This is a genomic window from Nocardia harenae NBRC 108248, assembly GCF_001612885.1.
GTDB lineage: Bacteria > Actinomycetota > Actinomycetes > Mycobacteriales > Mycobacteriaceae > Nocardia > Nocardia harenae.
This window is the reverse complement of sequence record NZ_BDBH01000006.1, coordinates 169917-183525: the sequence shown is the minus strand read 5'-3', so window position 1 is coordinate 183525 and position 13609 is coordinate 169917. Positions and strand designations below refer to the sequence as shown.

The following is a 13609-nucleotide window of genomic DNA, read 5'->3' as shown; positions in this document are numbered from 1 at the left end:
GGAACACCCAGCGCAGGCCGACGAACCTGCCGAGCGTCGCGAGCAGATGGGCCAGCACGAGGACGTCGGCGGCGGTGCTGAGCACGCCGATCACCGCGGACCGCACCAGCCGCCCGACCATCCCGAGCGGCACCCCCGGCACCAGCGGCTCGCGGCCGATGGCGCGGCGCAGCTCCTCGACGGGCAGCGCGCCGGAGGCGAGGCCGCGGCCGACCCGCCAGACACCGAGCAGGTCCTTGCGGGCGGTGTCGACGATGTCGACCCGGGAGTCCGGGTCGTCGATCCAGTCCACCGGGACCTCGTGGATGCGCAGCCCGGCGCGCTCGGCGAGCACGAGCAGCTCGGTGTCGAAGAACCACTCGCTGTCCTCGACCAGCGGCAGCAGCCTGCGCGCCACCTCGGTGCGCATGGCCTTGAAGCCGCACTGGGCATCGGTGAAGCGGGCGCGCAGCCAGGCGCGCAGCATCAGGTTGTAGCAGCGGGAGATGATCTCCCGCTGCGGGCCGCGCACCACCCGCGACGACCCCGCCAGCCGGGTGCCGATGGCCAGGTCGGAATGGCCGGAGACCAGCGGGGCGACCAGGGGGAGCAGGGCGTTCAGGTCGGTCGAGAGGTCCACGTCCATGTAGGCGACGACGCGGGCGTCGGAGTGCTCCCACACCGTGCGCAGGGCGCGGCCGCGGCCCTTGCGGTCGAGGTGCACGACGCGCACGCCGCGCAGGTCGCCCGCGAGCGCATCGGCCACCGCGAGCGTGGCGTCGGTGCTCGCGTTGTCGGCGATGGTGATGCGGGCCGGGAAGGGAAAGCCGGTGCGCAGGTAGGCGTGCAGGCCGCGGACGCAGCGGCCGAGGTCGGTCTCCTCGTTGTAGACGGGGATGACCACGTCCAGCACGGGTGGGTGCTCCGCGGTCGCGCTTCTCTCCGTCGGCGGCGCGACGGTCACGGTCTCGGTCATGGGTACGAGACTCGGGGTCGCCGCTGCCACCGGGCTGGGGCCCGGCTGTGAGGTTCCTGCGAGCGTTACCGCAGGCGGCGCAGGTGCAGGACGCTGTCGGCGCGGGTGCCGGGCTGTCCCTCGGGGCCGGGGGCGTCGCGCTCGATCAGCTCGGCGGTGACGACCTGCCAGTCGTCACCGAGCGCCAGCGCCTCCTGCACCTGCTCCAGGGTGGGGAACTCGTGGGCGAAGGGCGGCTCGTCCATCCAGCTGGGCCACCCCTGGTGCGAGCCGATCACCAGCGCGCCGCCGACGGCGACGGCATCGGCGGCCCTGCGCAGAATGCCGTCGCGCTCACCCGGCCGCGCCGTCTGGGAGTGCAGGAACTGGGCGGAGACCAGGTCGAACCGTCCGGCGGGGAAGCCGGTGTGCAGGTCGTGCCGTGCCCAGGTGATGCGGTCGCCGACCCCGGCGTCGGCGGCGTGCCCGGCGGCCCGGTCCAGCGCGACCTGGGAGACGTCGACCGCGGTCACCCGCCAGCCGAGCCCGGCCAGCCAGATGGCGTCACCGCCCTCGCCGGAGCCGAGGTCGAGCGCGGTGCCCGGCGTGAGCTCGCCTGCCTCGCGGACCAGGATCGGGTTCGGGTTTCCGCTCCAGACCCGGTCCCGCTCGCGGTAGAAGGTGTCCCAGTGCTCGCGGGTGGAGATGGTGGCGGGCGGGGCCGCGTGGTGATCGTGCATGGTCGCATGGTGCCGCCGCCCGCTCCGCTCCCGCCACTTACCGTGCCGAACCGGCAAAAAAGTAGGCTGCGGGGATGACGCGCAGCACCCGGGTCGACGCCCGCACCGAACGCTGGCGGGCGCACCGGGTGCGCATGCGCGAGGAGTTCGTCGACGCGGCCGTCCGCGCGCTCGACGCGCTCGGCCCCGGGGTCAGCATGGGCGACATCGCGCGCGAGGCGGGGGCCGCCAAGCCCAAGCTGTATAGGCACTTCGAGGACAAGACCGATCTCTACGACGCCGTCGTCGACCGGATGCGCGAGTTGCTCTGGGCCAGGATCGCCGATGTCGCCGATCTCACCGCCGACCCGGTGCGGGGGTTGATCGGCCGGGCCGTCACCGAGTACGTGCTCGTGGTTGATCAGCACCCGAACGTCTTCCGGTTCCTGCTGCACAGCCACTTCACCCGGAACGCGGGGGAATCCGAGCGGGCGCTGCGGTCGGCGCGGCGCTCCGCGCGGTGGGCGGCCGAGCTGGTCGCCGCGGAGGTCGGGGATTCCGAGCTCGATGTGTCCGGGTTGGAGCTGGTGAACTACTCGGTGTTCGGGGCGGTTGCCTCGGCCACCGACTGGTGGCTGGGGTCGGATCGTTCCGAGCCGGCGCCGATGCCGGTCGAGCGGTTCGTCGCCTATCTCGGGGCGATCGTCACCGCGCTGGTCGAGGCGGGTTCCCGCCTGCATGGAATCGTGCTGGATCTCGACGCGTCGCTCGCGCAGGCGGTAGAACGCGGCTGATCACGCCCCCGGCGCAACCCCCAACCTCCAGAGCGGAGAGACCGGCCCGTGCCCGGCGCCGAGATCGTAGGCCGCTTCGAGGCAGCGCCGAGTCCACTCCTTGCCGAACTCCACCGCCTCCGGCACCCCGTACCCGTGCGCGAGGGCGCAGGCCACGGCGGCGGCGAGCGTGTCTCCGCCCCCGTGATCGTTCCCGGTCGGAATGCGCGCCGCGCTGAACTCGTGGAACCGCTCGCCGTCGAAGAGCAGATCCTTGCTGATCGCCGAGGAGCGCAGGTGCCCGCCCTTGACGATGGCCCAGCGCGGCCCGAGCGCGTGCAGCGCCTCGGCGGCCGCGCGGGCGGTGGCGTCGTCGACCACCTCGATGCCGGTGAGCAGCCGCACCTCGTCCAGGTTCGGGGTGACCAGGGTGGCGAGCGGAATGAGCGTGTGCCGCACGGCATCCAGCGCCTCGGCGTGCAGCAGCGGATCGCCGTGCATGGAGGCGGCGACCGGGTCGACGACCAGCGGTATCGCGCCGTCCCGCCCGATCCCGAGCTCGCGGCAGACCGCGGCCACCGCCTCGATGATCGCGGTCGAGGCGAGCATGCCGGTCTTGGCCGCGCCCACCCCGATATCCGAGACCACCGTGCGCACCTGCGCCGCCACCACCTCCGCCGGGATCTCGTGGAAGCCGCTGACGCCGAGCGTGTTCTGCACCGTCACCGCGGCCACCGCCACGCAGGCGTGCACGCCGCACAGCGCCATGGTGCGGGAGTCGGCTTGGATTCCGGCGCCGCCGCCGGAGTCGGTGCCCGCGATGGTGAGGACGCGGACCGGGGTCTGCCCGGAAGCGGGCAACGGCAGCAAGTGCATGGGTTCATCTTGCCTCGCTGCGCTCGGCGGGCTCGAGGGGCTGCCGGGCGGCGCTCGGCTCAGGCGACGAACCACCCGGTCGGCGAGAGCTCCGCGCCCATTCGCGGCACGTACTGGTCGAAGTACACCTTGGAGATGAGCTCCCGGCGCGACCGCACATCGGCCTTGTCGAAGACCGCCTTGAGGTGGTCCTGCACGGTGTAGGTGGAGAGGTGCAGCGTGCCCGCGATCTCCTTGGTGTCGACGCCCTGCAGCACCAGCTGCACCACGTCGCGCTCGCGCGGGGTCAGGCCGTAGGCGGCGACCACGATGGCGACGATCTCCGGCGGGCGCGCCTCCTCGATGGTGATCACCACCTCGCCCTGCCTGCCGTCGCGGGTGGTCAGCGGGCCCGCGTGCAGCACGAGCCACATGCCGGAGCCGGTGCGCAGCCGGCAGCGCGGCGGCACCGTGGTCTCGCCGCGACCGTAGCGGCGGGCCGCGCCGATCAGCGCGCCGATCGGGGAGAGCGGGTCGCCGCCGTTGGCGCCGTGGTCCAGGTCGCCGATGCGCTGCTCGGCGCCGAGGCTCATCTGCACGATCTGGTCGTCCGCGCCGACGATCACCACGGCCGGGCCGGTGACGGTGGCGGGCGGGCGCGCCTCGGCCAGCTGGGCGAGCATGCCGGTGCGCACGCCGTGCGCGAAGGGCGCGGCCAGCGAGGCGAGGAAATCGACCTCGGCGGCGTCGAAGGGGGCGTCCCCGTCGCCGCGGAAGATCGCCATGGCGCCCCACACCTCGGTGCCGTCGCGGAAGGCGAGCCTGGCCTCGTCGGCGTAGCCGAAGAGCGGCTTCATGAAGGTGCTCATCCGGCCGGAGCGCTCGACCTCGCCATTGGTCATGAGGTGCACGCCGGCCGCGGGCACGTCGGCGCGGGCCAGCTCGGTGAAGGCGGTCGGCTCGACCGTGCCGTACTCGATCAGCCCGAACTCCAGGTCGTGGCTGTTGCGGGTATGCAGGTCGCCGTATTTGCGGGCGCTGGTGAGCATGTGTGTCACCGGGTCGTGGGTGGCTATGCAGGCGCTGACCCACGGCACCGCCCGCGCCACCGAGGCGCTGGCCTCCGCGAGGAAGGTGTCCAGGTCGAGGCCGGCGCGCGCGACGACGTCCACATCCTGCCGAACGCGGGCGGCGGTGAGTCCTCTGGCCATGGAATCAGTGTGCGGTACCGCTGCGACCTGCGCTATCCCAGATCTCTGGGGACCGGTACCCACCAGAACCTACGGGTCGGTTCTCCCCGGTCGTCCGGGATGTTCCCGGCCGCTCGCGGCTCGCAGAGTTGGTCGCATCGCACCGATCGAAAGGCCCGACCATGACCAGCACCCTCCCGCTCGACTCGCTCCGCGGCCACGGCGAGCTGCACCTGCCCGGTGAGCCCGGCTACGACGCCGCCCGCACCCCGTGGAACCTCGCCGTCGACCTGCGGCCCGCCGCCGTCGCGCTGCCGCGCAGCGTCGAGGAGGTGGCCGGGCTGGTCCGCGCCGCCGGGGCGGCCGGGCTGCGGGTGGCGCCGCAGAGCACCGGGCACGGCGCCACCCCGCTCGGCGAGCGCCGACTCGACGATGTGCTGCTGCTCCGGCTCACCGAGTTCACCGGCGTCACCATCGACCCGGCCGCGCGGGTGGCGCGGGTGCTCGGCGGCACGCAGTGGCAGCAGGTGATCGAGGCCGCTGCCGCGCACGGGCTGACCGCGCTGCACGGCAGCGCCCCCGACGTCGGGGTGATCGGCTACCTGCTCGGCGGCGGGCTCTCCTTCTACGCCCGCAGGCACGGCATCGCGGCCACCTCGGTGCGCGCCGCCGAGGTGGTGCTGCACGACGGCACCCTGGTGCGGGCGACCGCGACCGAGCACCCCGACCTCTTCTGGGCGATCCGCGGCGGCGGCGGCAACTTCGGCGTCGTGGTGGCCGTCGAATTCGAGCTGCTGCCCTACGCCGACGTCTTCGCCGGCATGCTGCTCTGGGATCGGGCCATGGCCGCCGAGGTGGTCACCGCCTACGCCGAGTGGAGCCGCAGCGCCCCGGAGTCCGCGACCACCTCGCTGCGGATCATGAGCTTCCCGCCGCTGCCCGAGCTGCCGCCGTTCCTCGCCGGCCGCGACCTGGTGATCATCGACGGCGCCGTGCTCGCCGACGACGACACCGCCGCCGCGGTGCTCGCCCCGCTGCGCGCGCTCGCCCCCGAGCTGGACACCTTCGCCCGCATCCCCGCCGCGCAGCTGCTCTTCACGCACATGGACCCGCCCGCCCCGACCCCGTGCGTCGGCGACCACAGCGTGCTCGGCCCGCTCGACGCCGCCGCCGTCTCGGCGTTCCTGGATCAGGTCGGCGACGGCGTCGCGCACGGCCTCATGTTCGCCGAGCTGCGGCACCTGGGCGGCGCGCTCGGCAGGCCCGCCGTCGACGGCGGCGCGCTCGCCCACGTGCCCGGCGAGTTCGCGCTGCTCGCGGTGGCGGTCGCGCCGACCCCGCAGGCCGCGGTCGCCGGCCGGGCGGCGGCGTTCGGCGTGGTCAGGGCGATGTCCGCCTGGTCGCGGCCGAACCTGATCCCGACCTTCGCGGAGAACCGGGTGGAGTCGGGCAGGCTCTACGACGGCGAGGATTGGGCCCGCCTCTGCCGGGTCAGGGACGCGGTCGCGCCGGGCGCGGCCTTCGTGGCGAACCACGCGCTCGGCTAGTCCGAGATCCCGACGGCCCGATTCAAGTAGGTCTCGTCGGTGACCTGGTCCAGCAGGAAGCCGGCGATATCGGCCCTGGAGATCTTCAGCGCCAGCCCCGATACGTCGGCCCCGAAACCGCGCTGGAAGGTGCCGGTGGCGGGGCCGTCGGTGAAGGCGCTCGGCCGCACCAGGGTCCAGCGCAGGTCGGTCGCCTCCCGGACGTACCGCTCCTGGAGCTGGTGGTCGGCGTAGGCGGGGCGGAGCAGCAGCCCGAACATGACGTACTTCCAGAGGAAGTTGAGGTTCGCCCTGCTGTCGCCCGCCCCCAGCGTGGTCTGGCAGACCAGCCGTTCGACCCCGGTGCGGCGCATGGCCGCCATGACCGTGCGGGTGCCATCGGCGCGGACGACCCCCTTGCGGCCGTTGCCGAGCACGACGATCACCGCGTCCTGCCCGGCCACCGCGCGCTGCACCGCGGTCACATCCAGGACATCGCCGGTGACCACCCGCAGGCTCGGGTGCGGGGCGCCGACGCCCGCCGCATCGCGGGTGCAGGCGGTGATCTCGTGGTCGCGCTCCAGGCCCTGCTCGACCACCAGCCTGCCCACCGTTCCGGTCGCTCCGAAAACCGCGCCCTGCGTCTCGGAAACATGCGCGGTGCTCCAGTACCGTCGGCGGCACCAATCGAGTGAAGGGAGTGCCGCCGGTGAAGTGGACCCTCGAGGTCGTCGTCGTCCCGGTGTCCGATATCGACCGGGCCAAGCGTTTCTACTCCGAAGGGGTCGGGTTCGATATCGACCACGACACCATCGGGCAGGCGCCGGACGGCGAGGCGATCCGGATCGTGCAGCTCACCCCGCCCGGGTCGGGGTGCTCGATCGTGATCGGCAGCGGGGCGGTGCCGGAGATGGTGCCCGGCTCGCTCAAGGGGCTGCAGCTGGTGGTGCCGGATGTCAGGGCGGCGCACGCCGAGCTGGTGGAGCGCGGGGTCGCGGTCTCGGATGTTCAGGTGGTCGGGGTGAATCCGCGCGAGGTGCCGGACCCGCTGGACAATGTCGGGTTCTTCTTCTTCGACGACCCGGACGGCAACAGTTGGGCGGTGCAGCAGATCTCCGCCCGCGGCGGCGGGGCGTAGGCGCCGCGGGCGGTCAGCGGTAGGTGGCGGCGTACTCCCCGAACTCCCCGAACTCGCCGGGGCGGTGCGAGTATCGCCGGACGCGGTGGACCGTCAGCGGCGGCCGAGGTAGAGGGTTTGGGTGCTGCGGCCGAGGGGGCCCTTCTCGTCGAAGAGGGCGGATTCGGCGAGGCCGATGCCGTGGCGCTGGGGGAGGGTGACGGCGTCGAGGCAGACCCATTCGCCCACCGGTTGGCGGTGCAGGGTGACGGTGAGGTCGGTGTTGATGAAGAGGTAGGAGCTCCAGTCCAGGACGGCGCTGACCCCGTTGCCGGAGTCGGCGGCGGCCAGGGTGCGCTCCAGCGGGCTCGGCGTGCTGCCCGCGACGATCGGGTACCTGAGCCGGATCCAGCACACCGCGGGCCCCGGCGTCGCGAACGAACCGGCCGCGAACCGGTACTCGATACCGGTGTGGAACCCGACCGGCTGCGTCGAGGGGAAGCGCTCCGGCTCCGGCGCCTGCTCCGGGCCGGGGCGGGTGCCGGTCGGCAGGATCTCGGCGGGCAGCTCCAGCTCCGGCTCGGCCAGCTTGAAGCGCCAGGCATTGGCCCGCATCACCGGCCCGCGCTCCGACTCGAGCGTGGCCTCGAGCAGCTCCACGCTGCGCCCCGGTCGCACCAGCCGCGCCTTCGCGGTGAGCGGCGCCAGCGGCACCGGCCCGAGGATCTCCACCGCGACCCGCCCGATCTGGAACCCCGGCTTCGGCTCGCACCGCTCCAGCACATGCCCGAGCAGGGCCGATGGCGGGCCCGCGTGCTGCGCGTCCGGGGACCACGGGCCGCGGGTCAGCTCGGTCGAGTGGTAGCGCTGCTCGTCGTCCGGGTCGGGAAGGTAGAAGGCGTCGGTCATGATCCCGATTCTGCCCCGCGCAGGCCGTGGCGCAGGAGGGTGAATGCCGTTTCGGCGTCGGCACGGGCGCCGCGGTAGCGATCGGCCGCCGAGATTCCCCCGGCGAGGTGCCGTCGATTGTCCTCGGCCAGGACCTGCTGCACCGCGGTGATCTGCCCGGCCGCGAGCCGCGCGGGAAGTAGTCGAACAGGGTTCGCCGCGACACCTCAGCGGCCTTCGCGATCGCGGTCATCGCAGTCCGGTCGTAGCCGCTGTCGAGGAACAGCCGTATCGCCGTCTCCGCGATCGACTGCCTGGTCAGCTGTTTCGTTCGCTCGCGGAGTCCGGGCACGGGTTCAACCTACCGAGGCGGAGAGGGGTGGGTGATTCGAAAATCTCTGCACCCGGTGCAGAGATTTTCGAAAGGTACCCGGGGGCGGAGGGGAATATGGTCGTCGGCGCAATGATCGAGGCGTACGGAGCCGGCGCCATCCCGCGCCCGCGCTCGATACCGTCGGATCCGCTGGACGGATCGTGCTCGGCGCCCGCTGTCCTCGAACCCGTGAGCGCGCTGCCCCTCGGCGCTCCGCAGGTGCGGGCACCGAACCGCCTCAGGAGACGACGGGCAGGTACACCTGCGAACCCTTCCCGGCGAACTCCGCCGACTTCTCGACCATCCCCGCCTCCAGCGCCTCCACATCGGTGAGGCCGTTCTTCTCCGCGTACTCCCGCACGTCGGCGGAGATCCGCATGGAGCAGAACTTGGGCCCGCACATGGAGCAGAAGTGCGCGGTTTTGGCGGGCTCGGCGGGCATGGTCTCGTCGTGGTACTCCCGCGCGGTATCGGGATCGAGCGAGAGCGCGAACTGATCGCGCCAGCGGAATTCGAAGCGCGCCTTCGAGAGCGCGTCGTCCCGCTGCTGCGCGTGCGGGTGCCCCTTCGCCAGGTCGGCGCTGTGCGCGGCGATCTTGTAGGTGATCACGCCGACCTTGACGTCGTCGCGGTTCGGGAGCCCGAGGTGCTCCTTGGGGGTGACGTAGCAGAGCATGGCGGTCCCGGCCTGGGCGATGACGGCGGCGCCGATGGCGGAGGTGATGTGGTCGTAGGCGGGCGCGATATCGGTGGCGAGCGGGCCGAGTGTGTAGAAGGGCGCCTCGGCGCAGAGCTCCTCCTCCAGCCGCACGTTCTCCACGATCTTGTGCATCGGCACGTGGCCCGGCCCCTCGATCATCACCTGCACGCCATGGGAATTGGCGATCGCGGTGAGCTCGCCGAGGGTGCGCAGCTCGGCGAATTGCGCGGCGTCGTTGGCGTCGGCGATGGAGCCGGGGCGCAGCCCGTCGCCGAGCGAGAAGGTGACGTCGTAGCGCGCGAGGATCGCGCAGAGCTCCTCGAAGTGCGTGTACAGGAACGACTCCCGGTGGTGCGCGAGGCACCACGCTGCCATGATCGAGCCACCCCGGGAGACGATGCCGGTGACCCGCTTCGCGGTGAGCGGGATGTAGCGCAGCAGCACGCCCGCGTGCACGGTCATGTAGTCGACGCCCTGCTCGGCCTGCTCGATCACGGTGTCCCGGTACAGCTCCCAGCTCAATCGGGTGGGATCGCCGTTCACCTTCTCCAGCGCCTGGTAGATCGGCACGGTGCCGACCGGGACCGGCGAATTGCGCAGGATCCACTCGCGGGTCTCGTGGATGTTCTTCCCGGTGGAGAGGTCCATGATGGTGTCGGCGCCCCAGCGGGTGGCCCAGACCATCTTCTCCACCTCCTCGGCGATGGACGAGGAGACCGCCGAGTTCCCGATATTGGCATTGATCTTCACCAGGAACTTCTTGCCGATCACGGTCGGCTCCAGCTCCGGATGGCGGCGGTTGGCCGGAATCACCGCCCGCCCCGCGGCGACCTCGGCGCGCACCAGCTCCGGCTCGACCCCCTCGCGGGCGGCGACGAATCGCATCTCCGGGGTGACGATTCCCGCCCGCGCCAGGGCCGATTGGGTGTGCGGCCCCTCGACCGCAGGCTTCTCCCAGGTGTCCCGCAGCGGGGGCAGCCCGGCCTCCAGATCGATGGTCGCGCGATGATCGGTGTACGGCCCCGACGTGTCGTACACGTCGAAGTGCTCGCCATTGGTGAGCGAAATCCGGCGCACCGGAACCCGCAGCTCATCCACCTCGAGATAGTGCTTCGCGCTGCCCTCGATGGGCCCGGTGGTCACGCTGTCGACAGCTGTCACGATGGTCACTCCCTACGCCGGCATTACCCGGTCAGGTTCATACGGTCGACGGCCCTAGCCGTCCTCTCAGCCCGCTGGTGCGAGCCCCCGTTTATCGACGATGAAGTTGTGCGCGGCCGACCCTACTCGCTACGCGTCCCGCAGCATCCGGAACACCTGCCCGCCGACGAATTCGCCGAGATCCTGCGGTGTCCAGTCGGCATTGCCCGCCATCAGCGTCTGCACCGCCCCCTCGCCCGCGGCCAGCCACTGGTCGACCAGCACCGGCAGCTTGCGCTCGGCGCCGGCGGTGCCCCAGCCGGCCATGGAGCCGCGCAGCAGGGCGGTGCAGCGGCTCACCGCGAGCCGCCTGCCCCGGCCGAACTCCTCGGAGATCACCGGGTCCGGGGTCTCGGCCAGGAAGCGCCAGGACTCCGGGCGGGCGGCGGTGAGGCCGAGCAGCGTGCGGAAGCTGGCGACCAGCGCGGTGTCGTCCTCGCCGAGGTCGCGGGTGGGGAGCGTGGCAAGCAGGTCGTGGATCAGGTAGTTCTCCTCGCGCCTGCGCAGCGCGTCGATCAGCTGCACCCGGTCCGCGAAGCAGGCGTACACCACCGGGCGGGTGACCCGCATGCGGTCGGCGATCGAGGCCATGGTGACGGCGGAGAGCCCCTCGGAGACCGCGAGGGTGAGCGCGGTGTCGAGCACCTGTGGCCGCCTGCGCTGCGGGCCGAGATGCTGTGCCCGCTGCCGCGGCCGGACGGCCGGCTCACTACCCATGGCCGGTAACCCTAGCAGCGTGGACTCGCCACGTGGCGGAACAAGACCATATGGACGGTTTTACCGGAAAACGCTCCTACCAGCGTTGATCTCAGTCGGTGAACTCCGCGATGACCGGCGCGTGGTCGCTGGCGCCCTTGCCCTTGCGCTCCTGGCGATCCACCACCGCGTCGGTGACCCCGGCCGCGAGCGCGGGGGAGGCCAGCACGAAATCGATCCGCATGCCCTCCTTCCTGGCGAAGCGCAGCTGCGTGTAGTCCCAGTAGGTGTAGACGCCCGGCCCCGGCGCGAAGGGCCGCATGACGTCGGCGTACCCGGTCTCGACGATGGCGGCGAAGGCGTCCCGCTCCGGCTGCGAGGTGTGCGTCTTGTTCGCGAAGTACTCCGGCGACCAGACGTCGTCGTCGGTCGGGGCGATATTCCAGTCACCGGCCAGCGCGATCTTCGCCGCCGGGTCGGCGGTCAGCCATTGCTCGCCGGTCTGCCGCAGCGCCGCGAGCCACTCCAGCTTGTAGCGGTAGTGCGGGTCGTCCAGCGCTCGCCCGTTCGGCACGTACAGGCTCCACACCCGGACCCCGCCGCAGGTCGCGCCGAGCGCCCGCGGGTCCACAACGGGCGCCGCGAGCAATGCCGCACCGGCGTCCCGGTCGAACCCCGGCTGCCCGGGAAAGGCCGCCTCGACGTCGGCCAGCCCGATCCGGGAGGCGATGGCCACGCCGTTCCACTGGTTCACGCCCAGGTGCGCCACCTCGTACCCGGCCGCGTCGAACCGCTCGAACGGGAACTGGTCGTCCCGGCACTTGGTCTCCTGGATGGCGAGGACGTCCACGTCCTGCCGGTCCAGGAAATCGATGACCCGGTCGATCCGGGAGCGGATGGAGTTGACGTTCCAGGTCGCGAGCCGCACGAGGCCCCTCTCAGCTGTGCCGCGGCGCGGCGTATCGGTAGCGGTGGTGCTCCACGAACCCCATCTCCCGGAACAGCCCGAGCCCCTCGGGGTTGTCCGCGGCCACCTGGACGTAGGCATACCCAGCCCCGCGCTCCTGCCCCCAGCGCAGCAGCTCCGCGCAGATCAGCGCGCCGAGCCCGTGCCGCCGGTGCTCGGTGGCGACCGCGACGCAGGAGAGCCCCGCCCAGCGCCGCCCGTCCGGCGCGGTGGTGACGGCGGCGCGGGCCACCGCGATCGGCTGCGGGACGCCGAGCACGGCGAAGCCGAGCGAACCGTCCCGCACGGCATTGAGCACATCCGGCGCCGGCCGCGGCGGCGGCGTGGCGACCGGGTCGGGGATGCCGCCGCGGTACCGGTACAGCTCCAGCCAGGCCTGCGAGGGCGCGGGCGAGATGCGCACCATGGACGGCCCCTGCGGCAGCACCATGGTCTCGATATCGATGCCGAGCACCACCGTCTCGTTCCAGGTGTGCCAGCCGGGTGGGGTAGCGGCCAGCCGGTCCGGCAGGCAGAGCTGCACCGGCAGGCCGTGCTCGGTGTACCAGGCGCCGATCCGGTACAGGGTGTCCTTGCCGACGATCGCCGGGCCGCTCGCGTCGCCGAGCGGCAGCGCGGAATTGGCGCGGTGCGTGTAGCCGTGGCCCGCGCGCAGCAGCCAGCCGTCCAGCCAGGTCTGCTCGACCCCGGGCCAGCCCGCCGCGCCCGCGTGCTCCAGTGCCCTGATCTCCGAGGTGCGGATGGGCCGCGCCGGGACCACCCGCAGCGCGACGATCTTGTCCGGCGCCACCTCGACGAGCGCGCCGTCGCCGGTGCGCACGGTCGGCGGGTGCACCGAGACCAGCTCGCCGAGCACATCGGTGAGCGGCTGCGGATACCCCTCCGGCAGCCGGTACCGCATCACCACCCGATCGCCGACGGCGGGAAGCCGCTCCGCCGGCTGCGGTTCGATACTCATCAGTCGTGCCCGAACGGGTCCGGCACCGTACCCGGCAGCCAGCTCAACCCCGGTGTGCCCCAGCCGTTCCGCTTGATCGCCTTCTTGGCGGCGCGGGCGTGCCTGCCGATCAGCACGTCCACGTAGAGGAAGCCGTCCAGGTGGCCGACCTCGTGCTGCAGCATGCGGGCGAAGAACCCGTGCCCCTCCAGCTCGACCGGCTCGCCCTTCTCGTCGGTGCCGGTGACCCTGGCCCAGTCGGCGCGGCCGGTGGGGTACTGCTCGCCGGGGACGGAGAGGCAGCCCTCGTCGTCGTCGTCCGGATCGGGCATGGTCTCCGGCAGCGCGGAGGTCTCCAGGATCGGGTTCACCACGGCGCCCCTGCGCCGCACGGTGCTGCCGTCGGCGCCCCGGTCCGGGCAGTCGTAGACGAAGAGCCGCTTGGCCACCCCCACCTGGTTGGCCGCGAGCCCGACGCCGTTGGCGGCGTCCAGGGTCTCGTACATGTCGGCGATCAGCGGCGCCAGCTCCTCCGGCGCCTCGGTGACCTTTTCGGTCGGGTTGTGCAGCACCGGGTCGCCGACGATCACGATCGGGAGGATTGCCATGCGGCAATTATTGCCGTTACGCCGAAGGCAGGGAACACGCCGGGTGCTCGGCCGGAATCCGTCCGTGGCCCGTGGTTCAATGATTCGGTCGGACCAGCACGTGATGGGAACTCGGCGAGGGAGCGA

13 protein-coding genes, 3 pseudogenes and 1 riboswitch are annotated in these 13609 nt (G+C 72.2%); of the genes and pseudogenes, 3 read left to right on the top strand and 13 right to left on the bottom strand.

What is annotated here, in order from left to right; translation table 11 throughout:
* Positions 1-28: 28 nt before the first annotated feature.
* Positions 29-955, bottom strand: a pseudogene (locus NH2_RS15205) (dolichyl-phosphate beta-glucosyltransferase); the annotation flags it as partial.
* 65 nt (positions 956-1020) lie between these two features.
* The gene (locus tag NH2_RS15200; RefSeq protein WP_067653975.1) at positions 1021-1674 is read right to left on the bottom strand and encodes an SAM-dependent methyltransferase; all 654 of its coding nucleotides are present in this window, start codon (positions 1672-1674) and stop codon (positions 1021-1023) included.
* Positions 1675-1748: 74 nt separating this feature from the next.
* Here NH2_RS15200 and NH2_RS15195 point away from each other — a divergent pair, with 74 nt between their 5' ends.
* Positions 1749-2447, top strand: coding sequence for a TetR/AcrR family transcriptional regulator (locus NH2_RS15195; RefSeq protein WP_067653973.1), 699 nt, complete (start codon positions 1749-1751; stop codon positions 2445-2447).
* Here NH2_RS15195 and thiD read toward each other — a convergent pair whose 3' ends face one another.
* Both thiD and NH2_RS15185 read right to left on the bottom strand, forming a co-directional pair.
* Complete coding sequence (gene thiD / locus NH2_RS15190; protein WP_067653971.1) at positions 2448-3302, bottom strand: bifunctional hydroxymethylpyrimidine kinase/phosphomethylpyrimidine kinase; 855 nt, start codon at positions 3300-3302, stop codon at positions 2448-2450.
* A gap of 59 nt (positions 3303-3361) precedes the next feature.
* A complete protein-coding gene (locus NH2_RS15185) occupies positions 3362-4492 on the bottom strand; it encodes a response regulator transcription factor (RefSeq protein WP_067653970.1) in 1131 nt (376 codons plus the stop codon).
* 161 nt (positions 4493-4653) lie between these two features.
* Here NH2_RS15185 and NH2_RS15180 point away from each other — a divergent pair, with 161 nt between their 5' ends.
* Positions 4654-6018 carry an FAD-binding oxidoreductase gene (locus NH2_RS15180; protein WP_067653969.1) on the top strand — a complete coding sequence of 455 codons (1365 nt, stop codon included), beginning with the start codon at positions 4654-4656 and terminating at the stop codon, positions 6016-6018.
* On the opposite strand, the pseudogene NH2_RS15175 reads toward NH2_RS15180, so the two are convergent.
* Positions 6015-6620, bottom strand: a pseudogene (locus NH2_RS15175) (NAD(P)-dependent oxidoreductase); the annotation flags it as partial. The gene NH2_RS15180 and the pseudogene NH2_RS15175 overlap by 4 nt on opposite strands.
* Before the next feature lie 86 nt (positions 6621-6706).
* On the opposite strand from NH2_RS15175, the gene NH2_RS15170 reads away from it, so the two are divergent.
* On the top strand, positions 6707-7135 hold the full coding sequence (locus tag NH2_RS15170) for a VOC family protein (RefSeq protein ID WP_067654177.1): 429 nt from the start codon (positions 6707-6709) through the stop codon (positions 7133-7135).
* Positions 7136-7228: 93 nt separating this feature from the next.
* Here NH2_RS15170 and NH2_RS15165 read toward each other — a convergent pair whose 3' ends face one another.
* From NH2_RS15165 to NH2_RS15140, 8 genes and pseudogenes are all read right to left on the bottom strand, one after another.
* Positions 7229-8023 (bottom strand): thioesterase family protein, encoded by a 795-nt coding sequence (locus tag NH2_RS15165; protein ID WP_067653967.1) that lies wholly within the window; start codon positions 8021-8023, stop codon positions 7229-7231.
* Positions 8020-8166, bottom strand: coding sequence for a hypothetical protein (locus NH2_RS29515; protein WP_218021710.1), 147 nt, complete (start codon positions 8164-8166; stop codon positions 8020-8022). The genes NH2_RS15165 and NH2_RS29515 overlap by 4 nt, the downstream gene beginning before the upstream one ends.
* Before the next feature lie 41 nt (positions 8167-8207).
* A pseudogene (locus tag NH2_RS30190) lies at positions 8208-8354 on the bottom strand (TetR family transcriptional regulator); the annotation flags it as partial.
* Positions 8355-8613: 259 nt separating this feature from the next.
* On the bottom strand, positions 8614-10236 hold the full coding sequence (gene thiC / locus NH2_RS15160; protein ID WP_067654175.1) for a phosphomethylpyrimidine synthase ThiC: 1623 nt from the start codon (positions 10234-10236) through the stop codon (positions 8614-8616).
* Positions 10229-10337: riboswitch (TPP riboswitch) on the bottom strand. (Overlaps the previous gene by 8 nt.)
* A gap of 28 nt (positions 10338-10365) precedes the next feature.
* Positions 10366-10992 carry a TetR/AcrR family transcriptional regulator gene (locus tag NH2_RS15155; RefSeq protein WP_084505563.1) on the bottom strand — a complete coding sequence of 209 codons (627 nt, stop codon included), beginning with the start codon at positions 10990-10992 and terminating at the stop codon, positions 10366-10368.
* A gap of 91 nt (positions 10993-11083) precedes the next feature.
* Positions 11084-11899 carry an exodeoxyribonuclease III gene (locus tag NH2_RS15150; protein ID WP_067653963.1) on the bottom strand — a complete coding sequence of 272 codons (816 nt, stop codon included), beginning with the start codon at positions 11897-11899 and terminating at the stop codon, positions 11084-11086.
* A 10-nt stretch (positions 11900-11909) separates the two neighbouring features.
* Positions 11910-12896, bottom strand: a complete 987-nt coding sequence (locus NH2_RS15145) for an N-acetylglutamate synthase, CG3035 family (RefSeq protein ID WP_067653960.1) — start codon at positions 12894-12896, stop codon at positions 11910-11912.
* Complete coding sequence (locus tag NH2_RS15140; RefSeq protein WP_067653958.1) at positions 12896-13483, bottom strand: peptide deformylase; 588 nt, start codon at positions 13481-13483, stop codon at positions 12896-12898. The genes NH2_RS15145 and NH2_RS15140 overlap by 1 nt, the downstream gene beginning before the upstream one ends.
* Between the last annotated feature and the right edge of the window lie 126 nt (positions 13484-13609).

What these genes read in the sequence shown, in the direction of transcription:
- NH2_RS15200 (WP_067653975.1), bottom strand. Translation starts at nt 1,674, where the DNA reads ATGCACGATCACCACGCGGCCCCGCCCGCCACCATCTCCACCCGCGAG.
- NH2_RS15195 (WP_067653973.1), top strand. Translation starts at nt 1,749, where the DNA reads ATGACGCGCAGCACCCGGGTCGACGCCCGCACCGAACGCTGGCGGGCG.
- thiD (WP_067653971.1), bottom strand. Translation starts at nt 3,302, where the DNA reads ATGCACTTGCTGCCGTTGCCCGCTTCCGGGCAGACCCCGGTCCGCGTC.
- NH2_RS15185 (WP_067653970.1), bottom strand. Translation starts at nt 4,492, where the DNA reads ATGGCCAGAGGACTCACCGCCGCCCGCGTTCGGCAGGATGTGGACGTC.
- NH2_RS15180 (WP_067653969.1), top strand. Translation starts at nt 4,654, where the DNA reads ATGACCAGCACCCTCCCGCTCGACTCGCTCCGCGGCCACGGCGAGCTG.
- NH2_RS15165 (WP_067653967.1), bottom strand. Translation starts at nt 8,023, where the DNA reads ATGACCGACGCCTTCTACCTTCCCGACCCGGACGACGAGCAGCGCTAC.
- NH2_RS15155 (WP_084505563.1), bottom strand. Translation starts at nt 10,992, where the DNA reads ATGGGTAGTGAGCCGGCCGTCCGGCCGCGGCAGCGGGCACAGCATCTC.
- NH2_RS15145 (WP_067653960.1), bottom strand. Translation starts at nt 12,896, where the DNA reads ATGAGTATCGAACCGCAGCCGGCGGAGCGGCTTCCCGCCGTCGGCGAT.
- NH2_RS15140 (WP_067653958.1), bottom strand. Translation starts at nt 13,483, where the DNA reads ATGGCAATCCTCCCGATCGTGATCGTCGGCGACCCGGTGCTGCACAAC.